Annotated in this window: 27 protein-coding genes; 11 read left to right on the forward strand and 16 right to left on the reverse strand. The window is 70.1% G+C overall.

All coding sequences use genetic code 11. The features are described from left to right. Positions 1–2: 2 nt before the first annotated feature. Positions 3–1,292, reverse strand: coding sequence for a 3-phosphoshikimate 1-carboxyvinyltransferase (aroA, locus tag HNP44_RS16800; RefSeq protein ID WP_259142360.1), 1,290 nt, complete (start codon positions 1,290–1,292; stop codon positions 3–5). A 69-nt stretch (positions 1,293–1,361) separates the two neighbouring features. On the opposite strand from aroA, the gene HNP44_RS16805 reads away from it, so the two are divergent. The 3 genes from HNP44_RS16805 to HNP44_RS16815 are packed head-to-tail and all read left to right on the forward strand — an operon-like array spanning position 1,362 to position 3,519. After that, positions 1,362–2,231, forward strand: coding sequence for a hypothetical protein (locus HNP44_RS16805; protein ID WP_259142362.1), 870 nt, complete (start codon positions 1,362–1,364; stop codon positions 2,229–2,231). Between the two features lie 33 nt (positions 2,232–2,264). After that, a complete protein-coding gene (soxR, locus tag HNP44_RS16810; protein ID WP_259142364.1) occupies positions 2,265–2,717 on the forward strand; it encodes a redox-sensitive transcriptional activator SoxR in 453 nt (150 codons plus the stop codon). A gap of 43 nt (positions 2,718–2,760) precedes the next feature. Then, entirely contained in the window at positions 2,761–3,519 is a 759-nt protein-coding gene (locus tag HNP44_RS16815) for an SOS response-associated peptidase (RefSeq protein WP_259142367.1), read from the forward strand. 8 nt (positions 3,520–3,527) lie between these two features. On the opposite strand, the gene HNP44_RS16820 is transcribed toward HNP44_RS16815, so the two are convergent. From HNP44_RS16820 to HNP44_RS16835, 4 genes are all read right to left on the reverse strand, one after another. Further along, a complete protein-coding gene (locus HNP44_RS16820) occupies positions 3,528–4,052 on the reverse strand; it encodes an FAS1-like dehydratase domain-containing protein (protein ID WP_310437695.1) in 525 nt (174 codons plus the stop codon). Positions 4,053–4,183: 131 nt separating this feature from the next. Then, a complete protein-coding gene (locus HNP44_RS16825; protein ID WP_259142373.1) occupies positions 4,184–4,543 on the reverse strand; it encodes a hypothetical protein in 360 nt (119 codons plus the stop codon). 135 nt (positions 4,544–4,678) lie between these two features. After that, positions 4,679–6,031: an NAD-dependent succinate-semialdehyde dehydrogenase gene (locus HNP44_RS16830; RefSeq protein WP_259142375.1), complete on the reverse strand. Its 1,353-nt coding sequence runs from the start codon at positions 6,029–6,031 to the stop codon at positions 4,679–4,681. Between the two features lie 81 nt (positions 6,032–6,112). Beyond that, complete coding sequence (locus HNP44_RS16835) at positions 6,113–6,505, reverse strand: VOC family protein (RefSeq protein WP_259142377.1); 393 nt, start codon at positions 6,503–6,505, stop codon at positions 6,113–6,115. Between the two features lie 59 nt (positions 6,506–6,564). Here HNP44_RS16835 and HNP44_RS16840 point away from each other — a divergent pair, with 59 nt between their 5' ends. Next, positions 6,565–7,218: a helix-turn-helix domain-containing protein gene (locus tag HNP44_RS16840; protein ID WP_259142379.1), complete on the forward strand. Its 654-nt coding sequence runs from the start codon at positions 6,565–6,567 to the stop codon at positions 7,216–7,218. On the opposite strand, the gene HNP44_RS16845 is transcribed toward HNP44_RS16840, so the two are convergent. Next, on the reverse strand, positions 7,208–9,319 hold the full coding sequence (locus tag HNP44_RS16845; protein ID WP_259142381.1) for an SDR family oxidoreductase: 2,112 nt from the start codon (positions 9,317–9,319) through the stop codon (positions 7,208–7,210). The genes HNP44_RS16840 and HNP44_RS16845 overlap by 11 nt on opposite strands. A gap of 67 nt (positions 9,320–9,386) precedes the next feature. After that, positions 9,387–9,875: a Cys-tRNA(Pro) deacylase gene (gene ybaK, locus HNP44_RS16850; RefSeq protein WP_259142383.1), complete on the reverse strand. Its 489-nt coding sequence runs from the start codon at positions 9,873–9,875 to the stop codon at positions 9,387–9,389. Positions 9,876–10,197: 322 nt separating this feature from the next. Here ybaK and HNP44_RS16855 point away from each other — a divergent pair, with 322 nt between their 5' ends. Together HNP44_RS16855 and rsrA are read left to right on the forward strand one after the other, a co-directional pair. Further along, positions 10,198–10,872, forward strand: coding sequence for a sigma-70 family RNA polymerase sigma factor (locus tag HNP44_RS16855; RefSeq protein WP_259142385.1), 675 nt, complete (start codon positions 10,198–10,200; stop codon positions 10,870–10,872). Beyond that, positions 10,869–11,150, forward strand: coding sequence for a mycothiol system anti-sigma-R factor (gene rsrA / locus HNP44_RS16860; RefSeq protein WP_259142387.1), 282 nt, complete (start codon positions 10,869–10,871; stop codon positions 11,148–11,150). The genes HNP44_RS16855 and rsrA overlap by 4 nt, the downstream gene beginning before the upstream one ends. Positions 11,151–11,237: 87 nt before the next feature. Here rsrA and HNP44_RS20915 read toward each other — a convergent pair whose 3' ends face one another. After that, a complete protein-coding gene (locus HNP44_RS20915) occupies positions 11,238–11,312 on the reverse strand; it encodes a 50S ribosomal protein bL37 (RefSeq protein ID WP_370452957.1) in 75 nt (24 codons plus the stop codon). 85 nt (positions 11,313–11,397) lie between these two features. On the opposite strand from HNP44_RS20915, the gene HNP44_RS16865 reads away from it, so the two are divergent. Continuing rightward, positions 11,398–12,891, forward strand: coding sequence for a sensor histidine kinase (locus HNP44_RS16865; RefSeq protein ID WP_259142389.1), 1,494 nt, complete (start codon positions 11,398–11,400; stop codon positions 12,889–12,891). Positions 12,892–12,952: 61 nt separating this feature from the next. Here HNP44_RS16865 and HNP44_RS16870 read toward each other — a convergent pair whose 3' ends face one another. Further along, the gene (locus HNP44_RS16870; protein WP_013125780.1) at positions 12,953–13,207 is read right to left on the reverse strand and encodes a WhiB family transcriptional regulator; all 255 of its coding nucleotides are present in this window, start codon (positions 13,205–13,207) and stop codon (positions 12,953–12,955) included. A gap of 385 nt (positions 13,208–13,592) precedes the next feature. Next, positions 13,593–14,588: a diacylglycerol/lipid kinase family protein gene (locus HNP44_RS16875; RefSeq protein ID WP_259142398.1), complete on the reverse strand. Its 996-nt coding sequence runs from the start codon at positions 14,586–14,588 to the stop codon at positions 13,593–13,595. 40 nt (positions 14,589–14,628) lie between these two features. Between HNP44_RS16875 and HNP44_RS16880 the strand changes: the two genes are divergently transcribed. Continuing rightward, the gene (locus HNP44_RS16880) at positions 14,629–15,099 is read left to right on the forward strand and encodes a hypothetical protein (RefSeq protein WP_259142400.1); all 471 of its coding nucleotides are present in this window, start codon (positions 14,629–14,631) and stop codon (positions 15,097–15,099) included. A gap of 6 nt (positions 15,100–15,105) precedes the next feature. On the opposite strand, the gene HNP44_RS16885 is transcribed toward HNP44_RS16880, so the two are convergent. Continuing rightward, on the reverse strand, positions 15,106–15,720 hold the full coding sequence (locus tag HNP44_RS16885; protein ID WP_259142401.1) for an acid phosphatase: 615 nt from the start codon (positions 15,718–15,720) through the stop codon (positions 15,106–15,108). A gap of 37 nt (positions 15,721–15,757) precedes the next feature. On the opposite strand from HNP44_RS16885, the gene HNP44_RS16890 reads away from it, so the two are divergent. Beyond that, complete coding sequence (locus tag HNP44_RS16890; RefSeq protein WP_259142404.1) at positions 15,758–16,561, forward strand: ParA family protein; 804 nt, start codon at positions 15,758–15,760, stop codon at positions 16,559–16,561. 5 nt (positions 16,562–16,566) lie between these two features. Here HNP44_RS16890 and HNP44_RS16895 read toward each other — a convergent pair whose 3' ends face one another. Continuing rightward, positions 16,567–17,805 carry an Rv3212 family protein gene (locus HNP44_RS16895; protein WP_259142407.1) on the reverse strand — a complete coding sequence of 413 codons (1,239 nt, stop codon included), beginning with the start codon at positions 17,803–17,805 and terminating at the stop codon, positions 16,567–16,569. A 53-nt stretch (positions 17,806–17,858) separates the two neighbouring features. On the opposite strand from HNP44_RS16895, the gene HNP44_RS16900 reads away from it, so the two are divergent. Beyond that, positions 17,859–18,722, forward strand: coding sequence for a DUF817 domain-containing protein (locus HNP44_RS16900; RefSeq protein ID WP_259142409.1), 864 nt, complete (start codon positions 17,859–17,861; stop codon positions 18,720–18,722). A 9-nt stretch (positions 18,723–18,731) separates the two neighbouring features. Here HNP44_RS16900 and HNP44_RS16905 read toward each other — a convergent pair whose 3' ends face one another. Continuing rightward, positions 18,732–18,959 carry a DUF3107 domain-containing protein gene (locus tag HNP44_RS16905; RefSeq protein WP_259142411.1) on the reverse strand — a complete coding sequence of 76 codons (228 nt, stop codon included), beginning with the start codon at positions 18,957–18,959 and terminating at the stop codon, positions 18,732–18,734. 65 nt (positions 18,960–19,024) lie between these two features. After that, positions 19,025–19,696 (reverse strand): ferritin-like domain-containing protein, encoded by a 672-nt coding sequence (locus tag HNP44_RS16910; protein WP_259142413.1) that lies wholly within the window; start codon positions 19,694–19,696, stop codon positions 19,025–19,027. Positions 19,697–19,900: 204 nt separating this feature from the next. On the opposite strand from HNP44_RS16910, the gene HNP44_RS16915 reads away from it, so the two are divergent. Continuing rightward, positions 19,901–21,514 (forward strand): DEAD/DEAH box helicase, encoded by a 1,614-nt coding sequence (locus HNP44_RS16915; protein ID WP_259142414.1) that lies wholly within the window; start codon positions 19,901–19,903, stop codon positions 21,512–21,514. A gap of 279 nt (positions 21,515–21,793) precedes the next feature. On the opposite strand, the gene HNP44_RS16920 is transcribed toward HNP44_RS16915, so the two are convergent. Beyond that, a complete protein-coding gene (locus tag HNP44_RS16920; RefSeq protein WP_259142415.1) occupies positions 21,794–23,215 on the reverse strand; it encodes an MFS transporter in 1,422 nt (473 codons plus the stop codon). Positions 23,216–23,278: 63 nt separating this feature from the next. Continuing rightward, positions 23,279–23,797, reverse strand: coding sequence for a hypothetical protein (locus HNP44_RS16925; protein ID WP_259142416.1), 519 nt, complete (start codon positions 23,795–23,797; stop codon positions 23,279–23,281).

The following is a 23,797-nucleotide window of genomic DNA, read 5'->3' on the forward strand; positions in this document are numbered from 1 at the left end:
GCTCACGATTCGCGGCCGAGCAGCGTGTGCCAGAGGGCCGGAAAGTCGGGCATCGTCTTGGACGTGGCGGCGATGTCCTCCACCTGCACGCCTGCGGTGACCAGGCCGAGGATCGCGCCCGCAGTAGACATCCGGTGGTCCGCGTAGCTGTGCCAGACGCCGCCGTGCAGCGTCGCGGGCTCGATGTGCAGGCCGTCCTCGGTCTCGGTGCAGCGCCCGCCGAGGTTCGTGATCTCGGTGGTCAGGGCCGCGAGGCGGTCGGTCTCGTGGCCGCGCAGGTGCGCGATGCCGCGCAGGTGCGACGGCGAATCCGCGAGGGCGGCCAGCGCCGCGACGGTGGGCGTGAGCTCGCCGATGTCGCGCAGGTCCCAGTCGACGCCGTGAAGGGCGTCGGTGCCGCGGGCCGTCAGCGCACCGTCGGCTTGCGTGACGTCGGTGCCCATCGCGGCGAGGATGTCCGCGAACTGGACGCCCGGCTGGGTGGAGTCCGGGTTCCAATGCGGCACGGTCACGGTGCCGCCCGTGACCGCGGCCGCCGCCAGGAAGACGGTGGCGTTCGAGAGGTCCGGCTCAACGATCCAGTCGTGCGCGCCGAGCCCGCCCGGCGCGACGCGCCAGGTGTTCGGCTCGGACGTATCGACCTCGGCGCCGGCGGCGCGCAGCATGTCGACGGTCATCTCGATGTGCGGCATCGACGGCACGGGCTTCCCGTCGTGGTGCACGGTGACGCCCTCGGTGAAGCTCGGGCCGCTCAGCAGCAGGCCGGAGACGAACTGCGAGCTCGCGGAGGCGTCGATGGTGACGGCGCCGCCCCGGATCGGGCCGTGGCCGTGGACGGTGAAGGGCAGGCCGTCGCCGTCGATGCGCGCGCCGAGCCCGCGCAGCGCGTCGAGCACGGTGCCCAGGGGCCGTGTCCTGGCCTGCGGGTCACCGTCGAAGGCGACGGTGCCGCGGGCCCCCGCGGCGAGCGGCGGGAGGAAGCGCATGACGGTGCCGGCGAGGCCGCAGTCGACGGTGCCACCGTGCATTGCAGCGCCGGTGACCTCAACTGTGGTGTCGGTAACGACGTTGACGTGTGCGCCGAGCGTCTCGAGCGCGCGTGCCATGAGGTCGGTGTCGCGGCTGCGGAGGGTGTTCGTCAGCGTCGATCGCGACTGTGCCTGTGCCGCAAGGACGTACGCGCGATTGGTGATCGACTTCGAGCCGGGGAGCGCGACAGTGCCCGTCACCGGACCTGCGGCGAAGGGCGCGGGCCATAGCTCCAACTGCTCCACGCGCACATCCTTGCACATGAGGGTGGCCTCACCGCGTGCTACCTTGCTGGGCGGAACAGGTCAGGTCATCACCGCCGGGAGATCTCGATGAAGCGCACTCGCACGTTCGTGGGCAGGACCGTCGTGTCGGTCGCCGCCGTCGCCACCCTTGCGGGTGTTCTGGCTCCGGTCGCATCGGCCGATCCCAAGCCCGGCGATCCGAAGCCGGCTGCCGCGCCGACCAACAGGGCGGGCGAACTGATCATCGGCTCCGGCAACCTCCCCGATGGCATGAGCTTCGGCGGCGCAGTGCTCTCCGGCGCTGCTGCGGGCTGGAATGGCGCGTGGGCGTCGCTGAACCGCGCGGCCGTCACGCCGGCCGAGTGCAAGGTGCTGTACGCGGGCCTGCCCATCCCGAAGGGCACCGACACCGCGCAGACCAATGGCTCCATCCGCGGTGTGAACTGGTCGATGGTGGTCTCCAAGTTCGCCATGGACGTCGCGCCCCTGCGCGCCGCCCTGCCCAAGTGCGGCACCTTCAAGGCCGTCCGCGACGGCGTTTCCACCGAGGTCAGCGTGCGTTCGATCGCGGTCACCGGCGCGCCCGACGGCCTGGGCCTCGAGTTCACCACCAAGACCAAGCGCGGTAATCAGGTCGAGTACCTGCAGTCGCGGCAGTACACGGCGGTCGTCAACGGCGTCACCATGTCGCTGCGCGGTGGCCGTCAGTCCCGCGAGCCCGCGCCGTTCGTCGGTGCCGACGACCAGCTGGCCGTCGACCTGCTGGGCGTGCAGATCGCCATCCTGAAGAACCCGCCGAAGCCCGCGGTCGCCGCCCCTGCGCCCGCCGCGAGCGGTTCCGCCACGCCGGCCGCCCCGGCCGCGTCCGCGAAGCCGGGCGCCCCGTCGGCGAAGCCCGCGGCCCCGGCCGCTAAGCCGGCCGCGGCGTCGTCGTCCGCGGCGAAGCCCGCGCGCTGATCCCTGAACTAACGTTCAGGTAGTCTCGACGGGGTGGAGACCACCCGGGAGTTCAGCGTCGGCCAGTTGTCGGCGCGCAGCGGCGTCGCGGTGTCCGCGCTGCACTTCTACGAGCGCGAGGGCCTGATCTCCGCGCGGCGTACCTCCGGCAACCAGCGCAGATACCCGCGGGAGATGCTGCGCCGGGTCGCCTTCATCCGGATCAGCCACCGCGTGGGCATCCCCCTCGCGACGATCCGCGACGCCCTCGCCGAGCTGCCCGACGGCCGCACGCCAACGAAGGCGGATTGGGAGCGGCTGTCGCAGCACTGGCACGACGACCTCTCGCACCGGATCGACGAACTCACCCGGCTGCGTGACAACCTCACCGACTGCATCGGCTGCGGCTGCCTGTCCATGGCTTCCTGCGCCCTCGCGAACCCCCACGACGCCCTCGCCACCACTGGCGCCGGTCCGCGCCGTGTGTTCGACGAGTTCCAGGCCTGACGCACGGCCCGAACCTGTCAGTGCCCCGTCGTACCCTGAGGGCATGTGCGGACGCTACGCGGTGACCACCGATCCGGCGCTGTTGGCGGCGGAGATCGACGCGGAAAACGAGACGGAGGGCACGGAGCTGGACGTGCCGGGCTTCAACGTCGCGCCCACGACGAACATCGTCACCGTCGTCTCCAGGCACTCGCGGGAGGCGCCGGACGACCCCGCCACGCGTCGGCTGCGCGCCATGCGGTGGGGTCTGCTCCCGCACTGGCAGAAGGCGCTGGGCGGCCCGCCGCTGTTCAATGCGCGGGCGGAGTCCGTCGACGAGAAGCCGGCCTTCCGCACCGCGATCAAGTCCAAGCGCTGCCTGATCCCGATGGATGGCTGGTACGAGTGGCAGGTGCTCGACCCAGACGCGAAGAAGCCGCGCAAGCAGCCCACGTACCTCACCCCGGTCGACGGGACACGCATGTACATCGCCGGGCTGTGGTCCGTCTGGCGGCCCGCCGGCGCGGGGCTGGACGTGCCGCCTACCTTGTCGGCGACGGTGCTGACCACCGACGCGGTGGGCCCGCTCCGCACGGTGCACGACCGGATGCCGCTGGTCCTCACACCCGACGCCTTCGACGAATGGCTGAACCCCGACGGCCCGGTCGACCCTGCGCTGCTGTCTCCGCCCGCGCTCGAGGTGGCGGAGCGGATCGAGATCCGGCCGGTGTCCGCTCTGGTCAATGCCGTCGCCAACACCGGCCCCGAACTGATCGAGCGCGTCGAGCCCGGCAGTGAACCAGGCCAGCTCAGTCTCCTGTAGCGACGGCGTCAGGTCAGTTGCTGGGTGAGCGGCCCCGTGCCGAACAGCATGACGTTCTCGACCACTGCTTCGTCGAGCGCTGGTCCCTCGACGGCGTCTCCGAGGTAGACGATGTGACTGGTCCCGATGATCCGGGTCTCGCCATCCACGACGGCACCGCTCTCGACGGTGAAGAAGTCGGCACCGCCGCGCTGTCCGTGATCGGTGATCCGCGCGCCGATGTCGATGCGCTCGCCGATGAGTGGGTGCCCGTGATAGCGGTAGGACTGCCCGGCGTGCAGGATCCGGGACATGTTGGGACTGCTGATGGACGCGGCGACGAGTGCGGCCACCGCGTGGAGCATCGGTGCGGCGACCAGCGTGGCGGGAACCGGGGTGTCCCGGGGTGGCACGCCGAGGCTCTCCCATGGCGTGTGCCAGCACCGCGTCGCGCGCCCGAATGCTCGTACGCCCTCGGTCGTGACTTCGAAGGCGCTGGGGTACCACACATCCCATCGGTCATGAGAGGGCGTTCCAATGTTTCTATCAGTCACTCATTGTTTGTAGCGGAAACCGGGACGCAGGTTCAACGTGAACCGCGCGCTGTGGGTGATCCGTGTCCAACGACACAGGGGGTTCGCCGCCGACGACGTCGGTGCGCGCCGCCTCGCTTCGTCGCGGTGGTTCAGAGCAGTCGCACGATGACGCCGGTCACCGCCGCGAAGAACGCGCCGAGTCCGTACGCGTGGAAGAGAGCCCCGCGGCCGAGGGGACCGGCGTCGAACCGGCCTGCCCAGTGCTCCGCCCTGGCCCATCCGACCAGTGCGATCAGGGAGTAGACCAGGATGCTCAGCGGCTGCAGGACGGACATCTGCTGGGCGGTAGTGACAATTCCCGCGAGCACGCCCGCGACGAAGCCCGCCCACGCACTCCAGCCGGGCAACCGGGCGCGGAGGAGGCCGAGGAAGGGCGCCGCGATCGCCGTCACCGCGAAGACGACCACCGCGCCGGTGGTCGGGGTGAAGAAGCCGCCGCCGGAACTCATCTTTGCCTCCTCGCATGATCAGGGTGTACTCACCTGATTGTACGTATCGCTAAAGTGGCAGTCACGGCGCGAAGAAGGGCACGCTGGGGTCGCGACGGGCGGTCCTCGGTTCCGCCGAAGGACCGCCCCGCAGACCTACTTGATGGTGCGGATCAGCTTCTTGTTGAGGAACTCCTCGATGCCCAGCGGGCCCATCTCGCGGCCGAAGCCGGAACGCTTCACGCCGCCGAAGGGCAGCTCGGCGCCCTCGGCGAGCACTCCGTTGACGAAGACCATGCCGGCCTGGATGCCGTCGGCGATGCGGGCCGCCTGCTCCGGGTCGGTGGTGAAGACGTACGAGCCGAGGCCGAACGGGGTGTCGTTCGCGAGCGCCAGCGCCTCGCCCTCGCCCGCCACGCGGTAGACGGTGGCGACGGGCCCGAACAGCTCCTGCCGGAACGCCGGGTTGTCCTCGGTGACGTTCGTGAGCACGGCGGGCGGGAAGAAGGCGCCGTCGCGGCGGCCCTCGATGGCGAGGTTCGCCCCGGCCTCCACGGCCTGATTGACCTGCTGCTCCAGCCCGATCGCCGCTCGCTCGGAGGACAGCGGCGCGATCCCGTCGCCCGCGGCGAGCAGCTTGCCGGTGAACTTCGCGAGGAAGTCGTCGTAGAGGTCCGCGTGCACGATGAACCGCTTCGCCGCGTTGCAGGACTGGCCGGTGTTGTCGAGGCGCCCGGCGACGGCGGCATCGACGGTCGCGTCCAGGTCGTCGGTCGAGAGCACGATGAACGGATCCGAGCCGCCCAGTTCCAGTACGCACTTCTTGAGGTTGCGGCCGGCGACCTCCGCGACCGCAGCCCCGGCGCGCTCCGAGCCGGTCAGCGAGACCGCGGCGACCCGCGGGTCCGCGATGATGTCGGACGCCTGCTCGTTGCTGACGCGGATGTTGACGTACGCGCCTGAGGGCAGGCCCGCCTCGTCGAAGATCAGCTGCATCGCCTCTGCCGACTCGGGGCACTGCGGCGCGTGCTTGAGCAGGATCGTGTTGCCCGCGGCGAGGTTCGGCCCGGCGAACCGCGCCACCTGGTAGTAGGGGAAGTTCCACGGCATGATCCCGAACAGCACGCCGATGGGGGAGCGGCGGATCACCGCGGTGCCGTCGCCCTCGAGCAGATCCAGCGGCTGGTCGGCGAGGAACTTCTCCGCGTTGTCGGCGTAGTAGGTGTAGATCGCGGCGGAGAAGTCCACCTCGCCGAGCGCGTCCTCGAGCGGCTTGCCCATCTCCCGCTGGATGATCCCGGCGAGCATCTCACGGCGCTCGGTGTGCAGTTCCGCGACGCGCCGCACCAGGGCGGCCCGCTCGGAGACCGTCGACTCCCGCGGCCACGTCCGGGCGGCGCGGGACGCCGCGTCGATGGCCGCCTCGACCTCGGAAGGCTCCGCGGTGGGGTACGTCTGCAGCACCTCGCCGGTGGCGGGGTCGGTCACGGCGTACTGGATGTCGGGCATCGTCGGATCTCCTTGTGGGGGACGGGAACGGTTCGCCTCCCACGATAGGCACCTTCGACGGCGTCCGCGCCCGGACCGCGACTACTGCCAGGCGAAGAGCTGCACCTGGTAGCCGTCGGGGTCGAGCACGCCCGCGTAGCGCTGTCCCCATGGAGCGTCGAACGGGTCCATGGCGCTCGGGCTGCCCGCGGCGACGAGGTCCGCGTGCACCTCGTCGACCACCGCCGGCGAGGCGCACTTCACACACAGCGTCGCGTTCTGGCCCGGCTGCTTCACCCAGTCGGGCTCCATCGAGCGGATCACCGCGACGGAGTCCCACATCAGCCGCATCCCGCCGGGCAGCTCCGCCTCCACGTGCGGTTGGTCCTCGGCGCCGTCGGGGATGTCGAGTCCCAGCCGGCGGTAGAAGTCCAGGGATGCGGGTAGGTCCTCGGTCACCATCCCGATGGCGTCGAAACGCAGTCGCTCTGTCATGCCGCCACCGTATGTCGCGCCGCGGCCCGTGTCTTGAACGTTTCGGACATACTCGAATCGTGTACAGCGAGTGGCCGTCGCCGGTCCCCGGGGCGATCCGGTGGACCTCGGTGGGCGGCGCCGAGCCGGCGCTGATCCTGCCGGACGGGTGCATGGATGTCATCGTCGTCGACGGTGCGCCGATCGTCGCGGGCCCGGACGCCGTCGCAGCCCGCACCACCGGGTTCGACGGTGCGCGGATCGACGGCCTGCGCTTCCCCTCCGGGATGCTGCCCCAGCTGCTGGGGATCGCCGCCGACGAGCTCACCGGGAGGCGTGTCGGCCTGTCGGATATAGTGTCGCACAGAAGGATTCCGCGCATCTCCGATCCGGAAGGGATCGCGGCGGCTCTGCTCGACGGGGTCGACCTGGATCGGCGGATCGGTGCGGTCGCCGCGCGGCTGAGGGCGGGACGCACCGTCGGGGATGTCGCGGCGGAGACAGGGCTCGCGGAGCGGGCGCTGCACCGCCTGGCCCGGCGATCCTTCGGGTACGGCCCCAAGACCCTTGCGCGGATCCAGCGCTTCCAGCGCGCTCTCGGTCCGATCCGCGCCGGCCGCGCTATGGCGGAGGTCGCGGCCGCGTCGGGCTACGCCGACCAGGCCCACCTGACCCGGGAGGTCCGCGCGCTCACGGGTGCCACGCCCACGGCGCTGCGCGTGGTTACCAGTTGATGCCGGGAATCCGGTTGAGGGTCTTGCGCGCGATCCGGCGCAGGCCCTGATCGCCCGAGATACCGAACAGTGGGCTGACGGCGGCGGTGGAGATGTCCTTGGAGAGATCCTTGGTCGCCGCGCCGGCCGCAGCGAGCCTGCCCCGTGGCGTGTCAACCTCGGCGACATCGACTTCCACGATCTCGGCCGCGCCGTCGAGGTCCCCCTCGGGCTCCGGGAACAGCAAGTAGCCCTGGTGCTGCGCCGCGGCGGCGATGCGCGGGGAGAGGAACTGGCCGAACTGGGCCAGGGTGCCGAGCGGGGTGTCGATGCGGCGGGGCCGCTCGACGATGGCGCGCACCACGATCTGGCCGGCCTTCTCCACCGACAGCGCCATCGCGTTGTCGTAGGCGTCGGTCGGTTCGATCATGCGCGTGCGGGTGAGTGGCATGTGGATGTTGGTGAAGGTCACGTGGTCCGACATGGTCTCGGCCGCCGTGATGTCGCTGAAGGCCTCCAGTGCCGACTTCGAGGCGATGTACGCCGCGAACCGTGGGCCGCGCACCTGCACGCCGATGGAGGAGACGTTGACCACGTGGCCCGACTTGCGGGCGACCATGTGCGGCAACAGTTCCAGGATCAGGTAGACGGCGCCGAAGTAGTTCACGGCCATGGTGCGCTGGTAGTCGTGCGCGCGGTCCACGGAATCGACGGTGGCCCGCCGGATGGACCGACCGGCGCTGTTGACGAGCACGTCCACGTGGCCGTGCTCGGCCAGGATCTGGGCGACGGTCGTGCGCACGGCCTCCGGATCGGTGACGTCGCACTGGTACGCCCGGACGATGCCCTTGGGCACGCCGGGCATCCCGGGCTCGGCCTCGATCCGCAGGACCGCGTCAGCGAGGTCCTCGGGCTTGCGGGCGACGATGAAGACGTTGGCGCCCTTGAGGACCGCCTGCTTGGCGGCCTCGCGGCCGATGCCGGAGGAGCCGCCCGTGAGCAGGATGTGCTTGCCCACGAGCGGGCCGCGCGGGTCGTCGCGCCGATTGCGCGACGGGTCGAGGTGCTCCGCCCAGTAGCGGAACAGCCTCGGCCCGTAGGACTTCAGGCGCGGCAGGGCCACCCCGTAGCGGCTCAGTGCGCGGTGCGTGGCCTCCGAGTCGAAGCGGGTGTTGTAGAACGGGTGGTCCAGGATCGTCGGCGGGATCCCGATTTGCCGGGCGATGGTGTCCCGGAGGGCGCGCACCTCGCCCCGGCGGCCGATCCGTGCCGCGAACTCGCCCAGCGGCGCGCTCGGAACGGGCAGCGTCTTCGGGCCGGAGAAGGCGGGGGCGATCGCGTCGTAGATCGTGGCCATGCTCTGGCCCTTGGGATCCGCCAGGTGATAGACGGTGCCCGGCGCGGGCGGCGCGGTGACCAGCGCGACGATGCCCGCTGCGACGAAGTCCACGGGCACGATGTTCGTGTACCCGAGGTTGGCGAAGGGCACGTGGAGGTGGTGCGGGATGGTGCCCATGATCCGCAGGAACGGGAAGAAGTAGTACGGCCCGTCGATCTTGTCGATCGCGCCCGTCATCGAATCGCCCACCACGATGGACGGTCGGTAGATCTGCCACGGCACCGCCGATTCACGGACCAGGCGCTCGGCCTCGTACTTGGTGCGGTGGTACGGGGTGGGGAAGTACTGCGCGACGTCGAAGTCGGTCTCCGAGAACCACCCCTCGTGGTTGCCGGCGACGGCCAGCGAGGAGACGTGATGCATCGTGGCGCCGAGCCGGCCCGCCAGCTCCAGGACGTTTCGGGTGCCCTCGACGTTGGTCAGCTCCTGCAACTCCGCGGGGGCCTCCATGTCGTAGACGGCGGCGAGGTGGATCACGTGGTCGACGTGCTCGGGCAGGTCGCCCGGCGCGATGCCCAGGCCCGCCTCCACGATGTCGCCGGCGACCGGCACCACCTGGGGGGCGAGGTCGTGGCCCAGGTCGGCGATGAGTCGCTCGAACCGGGGGAGGGAGGCGTCGCGCACGAGCAGGTAGATGGTGGCGTCCCGGTCCGCGGCGGCGAGCCGCGCCACGACGGCACGGCCGATGAAGCCCGTCCCGCCCGTGACGAAGTAGCTGGCCATACCACAAACCTACTTTCCGCTGCGTCCGCCTCCAAACCCGGGCGGGCCGCCAGTCACCCCCTGACTATCACGGTGCGGCGAGCGGCGCCACCGTCGCCGACGTCGCGGCCACCAGGTCCGACGGTGCCAACTCGACCTCCAGGCCCCGTCGGCCGGCGGAGCAGAAGACGGTCTCGAAGCCGAGCGCGGACTCGTCGATCGCTGTCGGCAGGCGCTTGCGCTGCCCCAGCGGGGAGACGCCGCCGAGCACGTAGCCGGTCACGCGCCGCACGTCGGCGGGGTCGGCCATCGCCGGGCGGTGCAGGCTCAACGCGGCGCCCGCGGCCTTGAGGCTGAGCTTGCCCGACGTGGGCACGATCGCCACGGCGAGCTGCTTCCCGTCGCCGATGACCAGCGTCTTGAACACCCGCGCCGGGTCGTGGCCCAGCGCCTCCGCGGCCTCGCCGCCGAAGGACTCGGCTCGCGGGTCGTGCGCGTACTCGTGCACCCGGAACTCGATCCCTGCGGCCTGCAGCGCCGCAATCGCCGGCGTCGCCGCAGCGTTCTTCTTCGCCATGGCGCCAGTCAATCAGACCGGTCACTGTCCCAGATGCGCCCGTGCCGCGCGCGCGGGAAGCTCCCGCGGACCAGCCGCGCCCGTGCGCACGTGCCGCGTGCGCGCAGCCGCACGGCGTGCGCGGATGCTCGCGGGGCGCGCGCGGCTGCCCTGCGCCATCGAGCCCGCTGTGGGGCACACCGTCGAGGGTCTGCCCACGGTCCCGCTCCGCGTGCATCGAACCGGACACCGCGGGAACAAGCCGACGCACTGTGCTGTTGCAGAGGTCGTGAGTGCAGGTAGTGGCGCAGCGGTCCTCGAGCGACCGGTAGCCTTCGTCGGTATGACGGACGGGGACATCACGCACGTAGCGGATCTGGACTCGGCCCCCGACGAGGTGACCGAGACGCCGGAGCAGCTCACGGCACGGTTCGAGGCCGAGGCGTTGCCGCTGCTCGACCAGCTGTACGGCGCCGCGCTGCGGATGACCCGTAATCCGGCCGACGCGGAGGATCTGGTCCAGGAGACCTATGTGAAGGCGTACAGCGCCTTCCGGAGCTTCAAGAAGGGCACCAACCTCAAGGCTTGGCTGTACCGGATCCTCACCAACACCTACATCAACGGCTACCGCAAGAAGCAGCGGCAGCCCGCGCAGTACCCCACCGACGAGATCACCGACTGGCAGCTCGCGGCCACGGCGGAGCACAGCTCCACGGGCCTGCGCTCCGCGGAGATCGAGGCGCTGGACGCACTGCCGGACGACGAGATCAAGCAAGCTCTCGCGAAGCTCCCCGAGGAGTTCCGCATGGCGGTGTACTACGCCGACGTGGAGGGATTCCCCTACAAGGAGATCGCCGAGATCATGGGTACCCCCATCGGCACGGTCATGTCGCGGCTGCATCGCGGCCGGCGGCAGCTCCGCGCCGAGCTCGAGGGCGTCGCGCGCGAGCGCGGCTTCCTCCGGGGGCAGGATTCCGACGGTGCCGAGGGCGCCGTCGCTCAGGAGGTCGAGAAGTGACGTACTCGTCGGACGGCAACCCGGACCTGGAGCTCGACTGTTCCGCCGTGATGGCGGACATTTGGCTGCTCCTGGACAACGAGTGCGACTCGGCCGCCAAGGAGCGCCTCAAGGCCCACATCGACGGTTGTTCGCAGTGTTTGTCGCACTACGGCATCGAGCAGCAGATCAAGTCGCTGGTGAACCGCAAGTGCGGCGGCGACCGTGCCCCCGAGGGGCTGCGGGAGCGGCTGACCATCAGCATCCGGCACACCGAGGTGCGCTTCCGCCCCGAGTAGCAGGGGCAGAACCCGCGCGAACATGACGAGGGCCCGTCGACGTGATGTCGACGGGCCCTCGTGCGCAAGTCACGTGAAACCTGAAGGTCAGGAGTTCGGGCGCTTGCCGTGGTTCGCGGCGTTCTTCTTCCGCGCGCGCTTCTTACGTCCACGCTTTCCCATGGCGGTCTCCTTCCTGTCCTGAAGCTTCTTCGCAGTACCCGCTATTGTTTCACGACGGCACCGACGACGACAAAAAGGCGGTCCCATGGCCTCCCTCGCCGACCTCCTGGCGATCCACACGGACCTCCCGGGCCGTGCCGCTCGGCACCTGCAGCGGATCGCCGGGGAGTGGCAGTTGCTCGCCGACCTCTCGTTCGCCGACCTGCGCCTCTGGGTGCGTAACGATCCGGAGGGCGACACCACCGATCCGGCGTACATCTGCATCGCGCAGTGCCGGCCCAACACCACGCCCACCGTGTACGACACCGACGGCGTCGGCGTCGTCGTGCCGCCGTGGGAGGCCCCGACCCTGCACGCCGCGTTCGAGGGCGCCGACGTGGTCAAGGGCGTCACCCCGGCCTGGACGGGGCCCGCACGCGTGCGGCGCGAGGCCGTCCCGGTGCCGTCGAACGGCGCGGTGATCGCCGTGCTGACCCGCGATTTCAACGTCACGCACCCGCGCACGCCGAGCCCGCTCGAGGTGGCGTACAAGGAGTGCGCGGACGATCTGTGCACGATGGTCGCCGAGGGCGCCTTCCCCGAGCCGGAGGACCTGCCCACGGGCGAGGCCGAGCCCCGCGCGGGCGACGGCTTCATCCGCCTCGACGCGCAGGGGCGTGTGGTGTTCGCGAGCCCGAACGCGCAGTCGGCGTACCGTCGCATGGGCGCGCCCACCGACCTCGAGGGCAGCATCCTGTCCGAGGTGACCGCCGAGTTGGTGGGCGACACCTTCGAGTCCGAGGACCTCACGATCGCGCTCGACGGTGCGCTCGAGCGTGGCGAGGGTTCCCGGATCGAGCTCACGAAGGGCGGCGTCACCGTCGTGCTCCGCGTGCTCGGCCTCCACCCGGGCGGGCACCCCGGAGGAGCGGCGGTGCTGCTGCGCGACGTCACCGAGCTCAAGCGCCGCGACCGCGCCCTCATCTCGAAAGACGCGACGATCCGCGAGATCCATCACCGGGTGAAGAACAATCTGCAGTCGGTCTCCGCGCTACTACGACTGCAGGCGCGGCGCACCCGCAACGACGAGGCCAAGCGCGCGCTGACCGAGTCGGTGCGCCGGGTCGCGTCGATCGCGCTGGTCCACGAGACCCTGTCCATGAGCGTCGACGAGCACGTCGACATCGACGAGGTGATCGACCGGCTGATCCCGATCATGGCCGACGTGGCCCCGGCAGGCGGGTCGGCGGCGGTCACCGTCGTCCGACGGGGCGACGTGGGCCTGCTCGACGCGGACCGGGCGATGCCGCTGGTGATGGTTGTCACCGAGTTGATCCAGAACGCGGTCGAGCACGCTTACGAGCCGGGGGAGTCGGGCACGATCGAACTGTTGGCGCACCGGTCCACTCGAATGCTCGAGGTCACCGTCCGGGACGACGGCGCCGGCCTGCCCCCCGGATTCAGCCTCGAGGGCTCGGACCGCCTGGGCCTGCAGATCGTGCAGACGCTCGTGACATCGGAGCTGGCCGGGGAGCTGACCCTGACCTCGCGCGACGGCGGCACGGACGCGGTGGTGCGGGTGCCGCTGCAGCCCGTTTAGGCCCGCGCACGACGAAGGCCCGGTGGAGGATCCACCGGGCCTTCGACGAAAGCGGAACGTGTCACACAGCGGTCCGCGTGCGGGTGCGCGCGTTGCGGCGCTTCAGCGCGCGACGCTCGTCCTCGCTCATGCCGCCCCACACGCCGGCATCCTGACCGGACTCAAGGGCCCAGGACAGGCACTCGGCGGTCACGGGGCAGCGGTTGCAGACCAGCTTGGCGTCCGCGATCTGCGCGATGGCCGGACCACTGTTGCCCACGGGGAAGAACAGCTCGGGATCCTCGTCGCGACAGATGGCCTTGTGGCGCCAATCCATGTCAGTACACTCCTTCAGGCGCGCTCGCGCGCCACTCATCGCAGGCGCCGATCCGGCACCGAATTTCCAGGCTGTTAACGCGGAGGGAACCGAACTGTTTCCGCGCTGTTACGTCATGAATATTTCCACGTTCCCAGCAGGAGTCAATAGATTCCGACTCAGAGGTGGGGGATCTCACAGCGGGGGCGGTGAGAACCGTCTTCCGAGGGGTGTACTACACTGCTGCCGGTTCAGCGGCGTGCCCGCAAATATATCCGCACACGCTGCAGGTTTGCAATAGGTTTCTGCGCGGTCGTGACGAATCGCTCACTTCGCCCATCCGATCGCGTCACGCCGAGTCGGCGGGAATCGGCCCGGCGGACGGGCTCCCGGCGGGCAGCGGGGATCAGCGCACGCGCGGCAGCGGCGGCAAGTCTGCCAGCACGCGGATCCGCTCCGGCGAGTACCAGAACCGCACCTCGGTGCGGTCGCCGAGATGGTCACCGTCGACCTGCGCGGGGACGGGGACCGCGCTGCTCACGCGCAGCTCGGGCAGGTCGTCGTGCCGGACGAGGTGGCGCACCGTCGGGCCCTTGGTGCGGCGGGCCGAGAGCATCTGCCGCACCAGCATCAGGTTCGGGATCGTGCGCATGGAGCGCGACGCGAACACCCCCAGCCCGGTGCCGTAATCCGTCCCCGGGTTGGTGAACACCGCCCGGTTGTTGAGAAACGTCCAGGGGCTCGCGTTCGAGACGAAGGCGAAGTGCACCCCGTCGATGTCCTGCCACGTCCCGGGTTCCTCGCCGGGCAGGTGGACGGTGAGCTGCGGCTCGCGGCGTGCGGCGGAGAAGAAGGTGCGCACGGCGGTGCGCACGTATCGCGACGGGGTGGCGGCCTTGCCCTTGTCGCGCAGCGCCTCCATGTTCGCGATCACCTCGGCGTCCACGCCGACGCCGGCGTTGAAGAGGAAGTAGCGCTCGTCCGCGCATCCCAGGCCGATGGTCCGGAAACTGCGGCGCGCCAACAGATCTGTGAGGTGCACGGTGGCCTGCAGCGGGTCGCGCGGGACCGCGAGCGATCGCGCGAAGACGTTCGCGCTGCCGCCGGGGATCACGGCGACGGCGGGCAGGGTGTCGGGGTGCACGGGGTCGGCGCCGCCCGGCAGTCCCTCTCGGCCGAGGATGCCGCACACCACCTCGTTGACGGTGCCGTCGCCGCCGTGGACGATCACCAGCTCGGTGCCGTCGTCGCGGGCCGCGGCGGCGAGCTCGGCAGCGTGACCGCGCCGTTCGGTCTGCGCCAGGGTGACATCGAGCGTGGACGCCAACGCCATCGCCACGAGGTCTCGGCCCGCAGCGGTAATGGACGTGGCGTTGGGGTTGACGATCAACAGGGCGCGCACACCGAGCAGCCTACCCAGGCCGCCCCGATACCCTGGGGTCGTGACATCGACCAACGGAAGCGGCGGCGAACCCCGCCCGGCCGCCACCCGCTCCCGCAGCAAGCGCTCCGGCGATACCCGCACCGCCGCTCCCGGCACCGTCCGGGCCGCGGGCGTGATCGTCGCGCTCGAGGGCCTCGCGGCGCTGGTACTCGGCGTGGTGGAGCTGATCCGCGGTATCACCGGCTCCGCCGACACCACGACCGGCGCCTACGGCATGGCCTTCTGGATGATTCCGATGGGCCTCGGCGTGCTCGCGGGCGGCATCGCCCTCCTGCGCGGCCTGCGCTGGGGACGCACGGTCGGCGTGCTGACGAACCTCCTGCTCGGCTTCGCCGGCATCAGCGGCGCGGTCTCGCAGGGCCGCCCCGAGCTGTTCATCCCGCTCATCGTGGTCTCGGTCGCGGCGCTCGGGTTGTTGTTCGCCCCGCCGACGGTGGCCTGGCTGGAGGGTGAGTACCGCCGGGACTGATCGGGCCTACCGCCCGGAGTAGTGCGCGGCCGCGTAGCCGGTCAGGCCGAAACGGGTGATCTGCGGGACGTCGTCGCGGTCGAATCCGAACACTGCGGCCGAGGCGGGCAGGATCATCACGTGCCGCCCGAACTCCGGCGCCTGGCCCAGGAACCGCGCGGTGAGCACCCGGCCCAGGTGGCCGTGCGCGACGAGGACGACGTCACCGTCGGCCATGGCGGCCCGCGCCCGCGCCAGCACCCGGTCGACCCGCGCACAGACCTGCGCCATCGACTCGCCGCCGGGCGCGCCGGAGTTCCACACCGTCCACCCCGGATCGTCGACCCGGATCTCCGCGCTGGTGCGGCCCTCATAGTCGCCGTAGTCCCACTCGGCGAGGTCGGGGTCGACCGCGGTCACCGTGAGTCCCGCGAGTTCCGCGGTCGTCGCCGCCCGCGTGCGCGGGCTCACGAGGACGGTCGGGTTCCCCAGCGCCAGGTCGCGCAGGACCGAGCCCAGGGCCTGCGCCTGCTCGACGCCCGTCTCGGTCAGCGGGATGTCGGTGGCGCCGGTGTGGCGTCCCGAGCGCGACCAGGCGGTCTCGCCGTGGCGGATGTATACGAGGCGGTGTCCGGTGCTCATCCGCTCATCGTTCCGTATCGGTGGGTACCCTCGCAGCATGACCGGTGACTCGCCCTTCGTCCTCGCCGTCGCCAATCAGAAGGGTGGCGTCGCGAAGACCACCACCGTCGCCAGTCTCGGGGCAGCGCTCGCGGAGCTCGGCGCGCGCGTGCTCGTCGTGGACCTCGACCCGCAGGGCTGCCTGACTTTCTCTCTCGGCCACAACCCGGACCGCATCGAACGCAGCGTGCACGACGTGCTGTTGGGCGATACGACGATCGGCGAGGTGCTGCTCGAGACGGAGGACGGCGTCACCGTCCTGCCCGCGACCCTCGACCTGGCCGGCGCGGAGGCGCTGCTGCTCATGCGGGCGGGCCGCGAGTACGCGCTCAAGCGGGCCCTCGCCGACGTCGCGGACCGGTTCGACGTGGTGATCATCGACTGCCCGCCCAGCCTGGGCGTGCTCACCCTCAACGGCCTCACCGCCGCCGACGCCGTCGCCATCCCGCTGCAATGCGAGACCCTCGCGCACCGCGGTGTCGGGCAGTTGCTCAAGACCGTCCGCGACGTGCAGGCCATCACGAATCCGGAGCTGGGCATGCTCGGCGCCATCGCGACCCTCTACGACGCGCGGACCACGCACAGCCGCGACATCCTCTCCGACGTCGCGGACCGCTACGACCTCGCGGTGTTGTCGCCGCCCATTCCGCGCACCGTCCGGTTCGCCGAGGCGAACGCCGCCGGCCGCACCGTGCTCGCGGGCCGGAAGAACAAGGGCGCCACCGCCTATCGCGAGCTCGCGCAGAGCATCAAGGCCCACGTCTCCGACGGTGCTCCGCTGGTCACCTGGGCGGCCGAGTAGAGGGTTCAGGCCGCGCGGTACGCCTGGACCGTCGATCCCCACTGCGCGATCAGTGTGGTGCCGGCCTCGGCGAGCAGCACCGGACCGTCGGTGTAGCCGGGCCGGGTGACCGGCGTCGACCGGCTCCGAGCGCGCGTGGTCAGGTCGTACGCGTCGAGGGAGGTGGGGCCGGGTACCACCAGCTGGCCGCCGACCACCGCGCCGGGCCCGAGCGTCCCCGGGATCACCATCTCCGCGGCGAGCGAGGCGGCGTCGACCACCACGGTCGCGGTGCCGGTGTAGAACGAGGCGATGCCGGCCTCGGTCACGACGGGCACGTCGCGCGGGGCGCCGCCGGGACCGGTGGTCACGTCCACGGAGAACAGCGCGCGGCCCTGCGGGTCCACGGTGGTCACCCGCGCGGAGCGCCCCTGCTGGGCGGGTACGTAGACCACCGCGCCGTGTGCCGTCGCGGTGATGAGCCGGGCGCGCTCGCCGCCCTCCGGCGCCGCGTCCCCGAGATCCGGGCTGACGACCGAGGAGGTCTCCTGCGGCTCGGACGCCTCCTTCGGGGAGGCGCCGATCACGGTGAGCCGGGGGAAGGGCTCGGTGGGACACGTCTCGAGGATCGCGATCGACGCTCCTGCCGGCAGTGCGGAACCGATCGTGCACCCGGACCGCGGCTGGACGCCTGGGTTCACCGGGACGTCGGGCTTGCCGTACTCGACAGTGCGGACGAGGTCCGAGCGGAAGACGTCGACCCGCGTCGGCCCCTGCACGACGGCGTAGTTGCCGTCGCCGGTGAGGGTGACGTCGTGGTCCTCGCGACTGGTCCGGCTGGCACGCCGCTGCCCGGTACCGGGGTCGAGCGCCATCACCTCGCCGCAGCCGCGGACGTCGCGGTAGAACGCGAGCACGAGGCCGGCGTTGGCCGTGAGCCCGCAGACGTCGGTCTCGCGCTGGTACCGCCAGGTGCGCTGCCCGGTCGCGGGGTCGTGTCCGGCGACCTCGCCGCCGCGCGTGAGGACGAGGGCGCCGTTGAGCGTCAGAGCGGGGCGGTCGGACCGCGCGGTCCACGCCTCGGCGAGCGCGGCGGGCAGTTCGACGAGCGAGCCAGGCACGGTCGACGGTGCCGGCGCCGTCTCGCTGACCGCCTTGCTCGCGGATCCGACGCTCCAGGCCACGAAGCCCGCGACGACGACCGCGACCAGGATCGCGGCCGAGACCGCGAGATCGACGCGGGTCCTGCGTTCGGGTTTCACCACGCGCCCGAGCCTAGCGGCGACGACGCCGGGCCGGCCGCATGCATACTCGGGGCATGTCGACGGCGCGCCTCCCGCTGACCCGCGCGCAGGGCTTCCTCGGGCAGCTGCTGCGGTTCGCGTGGATCGAGCTGCAGTGCTGCGCGTTCGCGATCGCCGTCTTCGTGGGGCTCGCCGGGTCGGCGCTGATCTGGTCTCGCTGGGACCCGCCGCTGGCGCGCTACGACGCGCTGCTGCTCTACGTCATCGCGGTGCAAGTGCTGTTCGTCGCCACCAAACGGGAGTCGTGGCGCGAGCTGGGGGTGGTCTGCGCCTTTCACCTGGCGGGCTTCGCCCTGGAGGTGTTCAAGGTCGCCGTCGGGTCCTGGGAGTACCCCGACGCCGCACTGACCAAGATCGCCGGGGTGCCGCTCTACGCGGGCTTCATGTACGCCGCGGTGGGGTCGTACGTCTGCCAGGCATTCCGGCGCTTCGACCTGACGGTGAGCCACTACCGGACCGGGGCGGTGCTCGTCCTCGCGCTGGCCGCGTACGCGAACTTCTTCACCCACCACGTCCTGCCCGACCTGAGGGTCGTCATCGCACTGGGCTTCCTGGTGGTCACCGCGCGCAGCCGCGTGTGGTTCACGGTGGGCGCACAGCGCTACTGGATGCCGCTGCCGCTCTCGTTCGTGCTGATCGGGTTCTTCCTGTGGATCGCCGAGAACATGGCAACCTTCCTCGGCGCGTGGCGCTACCCGGACCAGGGCGACGCGTGGCGGATGGTGCACGCGGGGAAGTTCGGCTCCTGGGTACTGCTCGTGAGTCTCAGCTTCGTGCTGGTGTCGCTGCTCGACCGCCGCGCGGCAGCGGGGACGTCCCCCGCCGACGCGGGAACACCGGACCCGGCGGTCGCGGCGGCGGACCGAACAGCGCCGTGAGGGCCTGCGTCAGCTGGCGTTGAAGCCGACGGAGCGGCTCTCATTGGTGCCGACCTCGACGTAGGAGACGCGGGCGGCGGGCACCAGGTACTGCTTGCCCTTCTCGTCCGTCAGCTCCAGCAGGTCAGTGCGGCCGGCCAGCGCGTCGGCGACGGCCTTCTTCACGTCTTCCGACGAGTCCTTGCTCTGCACCACGAGTTCGCGGTTCGAGTCCGCGATACCGATCTTGATCTCCATGCCACGAGGCTATCCGCAGGGGCCGCGGTCGTGCGGGCCGAGGCCGCTGTTTCTGCTGAGGGCAGTCAGCCCAGGCCGAGGGTCGCCATCCGCTCGGCGTGCCGGGTCTGCAGTGATTCGAAGAACTGCGCCACGCCCGGCAGGTCCCCGGAATGCTCGAAGAGCAGCGCGGCCAGCTCGTCACGGGTGGCGAGCACCTCCTGCGCCTGCGTGATGGCCTCCGACAGCAGGCGCCGGCCCCATAGTGTGAGCGGGGAGCGCAACGCCGGGTTCGCGGTCACCGCGGCGCGCACCCGCTCGACGGCGAAGTCGGACTCGCGGGTGTCGGAGAGCACCGCCGCGACCACCGCGGCCGGCTCGGTTGGGAGCGCGCGCGCCACCTCGGAGTAGAAGTCGGCGGCGAGCCCGTCGCCGATGTAGGCCTTGACCAGCGATTCGTTCCAGTTCCGGGGCGCCGTCCGCTCGTGGTAGCGGGTGATCACCGGCACGAAGGGGGCGGTCGCCGTCGCCACGTCCTGCCCGCGACGGTCGAGCTCGGTCTCCAGCCGCTCGAAGTTGCGCATCTGCGCCGCGGCCATCGACGAGACGGCGATCCGGCCGCGGAGGTCCGGCGCCATCTCGGCCTCCTTGGCGAGCCGCTCGAAGGCGGCGAGTTCGCCGTACGCCAGCACCGCGAACAGGGCCGCGACTCCCGGGTGCTCGGTGGTGATTCCCCGGTCCTGCGACTGTTCGCTCATGGTGCACATGCTAGTGCGGCCCGCTCCGCGGGGTAGGATGGTCGCCAGCGATCGACTTCGGTCGCCGGTAGTTGTGCGCGCACTCCGCCCCACCGCCTGACGGCGAGGGCGTCGAGGCGACGATGACGGTCCGAGACACGGGCCGGGGATTCATTGGCCGGAACAGTGCGCGCGTGAGAAATGAACGCGACGCATTCGCCGCCGATGAAAGGCAGAACCATCACCACCGCGAACAACGACATCCACACCGAGCCCGCCGCCGCCGAGGGACTGCCCGACGTCCACGTGATCGGCGACGATCACGTCTCGCCCAGCTTCGCCGAGCTCGGCGTTGACCAGGGCATCGTCGACGCGCTCGGCAAGCGTGGCATCGAGCGCACCTTCGCCATCCAGGAGCTGACGCTCCCGCTCGCGCTCGCCGGCAACGACCTCATCGGCCAGGCCCGCACGGGCATGGGCAAGACCTACGGCTTCGGCGTCCCGCTGCTCAACCGCCTGATCACGCAGGCCCGCGCCGACGTCGGCGAGGACGGCCTCCGCGCGCTCGACGGAACGCCGCGCGCGCTCATCATCGTCCCCACCCGCGAGCTCTGTGTGCAGGTCACTGACGACCTCGAGCAGGCCTCCGACAGCGTTCGCGTGCAGACCACCAAGGGCGAACGCGATCTGCGGATCACCTCGATCTACGGCGGCCGCCCCTATGAGGCGCAGATCGAGGCGCTGCAGAAGGGCGTCGACGTCGTCGTCGGCACCCCCGGCCGCCTGCTCGACCTGGCCAAGCAGGGCCACCTCGTGCTCGGCAAGATCCAGATCCTGGTGCTCGACGAGGCCGACGAGATGCTCGACCTGGGCTTCCTCCCCGACATCGAGCGCATCCTCACGATGGTCCCCACCGACCGGCAGACGATGCTGTTCTCGGCCACGATGCCCGGCCCGATCATCACGCTGGCCCGCACGTTCCTGCGTCAGCCGACGCACGTGCGCGCCGAGCACCACGACGACTCCGCGGTGCACGAGCGCACCACGCAGTACGTCTACCGCGCCCACGCCCTCGACAAGGTCGAGCTCGTCGCGAAGGTACTGCAGGCCGAGGGCCGCGGCGCGACCATGATCTTCACCCGCACCAAGCGCACCGCGCAGAAGGTGGCCGACGAGCTGGCCGAGCGTGGCTTCAAGGTCGGCGCCGTGCACGGCGACCTGGGTCAGGTCGCGCGTGAGAAGGCGCTCGGCAAGTTCCGTGACGGCTCGATCGACGTGCTGGTCGCGACCGACGTCGCCGCCCGCGGCATCGACATCGACGACGTCACGCACGTCATCAACTTCCAGTGCCCCGAGGACGACAAGACCTACGTGCACCGCATCGGCCGCACCGGCCGCGCGGGCAAGACCGGCATCGCCGTCACTCTGGTCGACTGGGACGAGCTGCACCGCTGGCAGCTCATCGACAAGGCGCTCGGACTCGGCCAGCCCGAGCCCGCCGAGACCTACAGCTCCAGCGAGCACCTCTTCACCGACCTGGGCATCGACCCCAAGGTCAAGGGCAGCCTGCCCGGCGTGCGCAAGCGCGCCGAGGGCGAGGTCGTGGAGCGCAAGCCTCGCGAGAGGCGCGAGAGCACCCGGTCGCGCACGCGCACCCGCGGCGGCCAGAAGGCCGACGGTGCCCCCGCCGAGGCGAAGCCCGCGACCGCCGCGCCGCAGTCGCAGGCACCGTCGAACGACGGTGCCGAGGGCGACGCCCCGGCCCGCAGGCGCCGTCGTCGCCGCCGTTCCGGCGCCGCCAAGGCCGAGGGCGCCGTGGCGGAGACCTCCGCCGAGTAGTCCCCCGAACGATGGACCCCGCTCCCGCCGCATGGCGGACGCGGGGTCCTCGTGCGTTTCGGAAGCGGTGAGCGGTCAGGACCTCCCGCCCGGAAGCACGAGCTGCGCAAGGCCGGAGTCGCACCCGAGCAAAAGCAGGATGGGGGCCGGATCTCCCTGTCGCATTGGGACTGGCGAGTCGCAACGGAACCGGGATGCGTCGAAGCGCGCTCAATCTGGCATAGACCATCGGCGCTGGCGAGGAGATTCCCGACCGGGCGCGGTGGAGGTAGCCGTCCTCTACGGCGGGGCCAGGTCGCTGGCGAGTGTAGCGTTGTTTCCCTCGGCGCGTGGATCATCCCCGTGAAAACTGGCGGCGGCGATCACCAGCAAGGTCACGAGTTGGAGACTCAGAATTACGATGAAAGCGGTGGTGTGCCCGCTGCTCAACAGTCCTGTAAACACTCCACCGATTGCCGCAACTCCGACAGCCATGGAGCCCTGTTGGGTAGTGACGAGGATGCCGCCACCTACTCCGGCATGGTCTTTGGGCATTGCACCGATGATCGAGATTTGTGATGATCCGATCGCAAGTGCTTGGCCGAACCCTATGAGAGATATCCCAGGTACAAGGACGGGGATCGGTGCACCGAGCGTCAGCGCGACAATCAGCCACGCGACGCCTACCGCCTGAATCATCAAGCCTAATGAGAACGTCCGGTCACCACTCCTACCCCGAAGGGCGGGCACAGCCAATGAACCCACGATAAAGGCGATCGGCATCGGAGCGACGACACCGGCGGCCGCGACGGGGCTGAGCCCGAAGCCCTGCTGAAGCGCCAACGGTAGCGCGAACAGGTATCCGGCCCACACCGCAAGGAACGGAATGAGGAGCACCAGACCGCGGCGGACACGTGGATGGGTGAGCACTTCAGGGGGCAGCAGAGGCGATGGTTGCTGTTTCTCAATGCGCCACAGGATCAGTGCTAGGGGAGGTACGGCCAGGAGCAGAGCGAATGACCAGCTACCGCGATTGAGGACAATGAGCAGTGTCACGATCAGTGCACCTAGAACCACAGTGCCGCGTAGGTCGACGCGCAGGGGGCGCGGCGAACGTGTCTCAGGAACGTGTCGCAGCACCAGGGCCATGGCCACGATGCCGATCGGTAGGTTGATCACGAAGATCGGCCTCCACGCGGCGCCCAGCAAATCGGCTTGTACGAGCACTCCGCCGAGTACCAGCCCAACGACGGCGGCGAGTCCACTGACGATTGCAAAGAGGCTCAACGCCCGTGGCCGGCGCTCGTCCTCGACGGCGGCGGCGATCGTGCCGAGCACCTGCGGCGGAATCATCGCAGCTGCGGCTCCTTGCGCTACACGGGCCGCGATGAGCGCTGGAGCCGTGGGGGCCAGGGCACAGAGGAGTGAGGCAAGAGTGAACAACGCCAGGCCCGCCACCAGGATTCGCTTGCGCCCATAGATATCACCAAGCCGACCACAGAGGACCAGCAGAACCGTGAAGGCCACGACGTAGCCGGCCACAACAAGCTCGAGTGTTCCCGGACCGGCGGTGAGGTCTGCGTCGATCTCGGCGAGCGCAATATTGACGATGAACGAATCCGCCATCGGCAGCAGCACCGCCAGTAGTACGACTGCCAGCCCGGTCGAGCTCAGCCTGTGTGGCATCTGATCTACTCTCACGGTAGTTCCCTTGTGGAACAACGTTGCAGCATGGAAATCCTCCGGCGGTGCACGTAGGCATCCACAGTTGGCCTCCCGGACTATTCAGAGTCGTGGACCAGTCGACATCTCGCCGCCGCTCGGCTCGTGATTCTGCCCGCGCGGACCGTCAGTCGGCACCGAGGTGCGCATCTCGCCTGCTCCGCACAGGTCCGCTATGTGGCTCGGCGTCAGGCCCGTGATATCGATCAAGAACTTGACGATCTTCCAGCATTCGGCCGTGGTTTCATCAATCTCACCGAAACAACGCACGTAAAGCGGAACCCACCTGAGCGCCTGCTCAGCGAGTTCTTCACGCGACGGTTCCGCACCGAACTCGGAGTATCCAATGCTGCGGTGATGAATGAAGAATGATCCCGGAAGCCGTTCGCAGAACTCGGTGTATTCGCGGGTTTGCAGAATCCAGTAGTGCCACACCTCGTCCACGTCTTGAATCACTGGCAGGAATAATCCCGCCAGTTCTTCGCGAAACATGGAAACTAGATAGAGATAGCGAAATGCCTCTCGGGTCTCACCGGCCGCTGTTTCGGCTGACACATTGTTGTGATGCTGGGTGTAGCTCAC

The sequence above is a fragment of the Tsukamurella ocularis genome (assembly GCF_024807615.1).
Lineage (GTDB): Bacteria > Actinomycetota > Actinomycetes > Mycobacteriales > Mycobacteriaceae > Tsukamurella > Tsukamurella ocularis.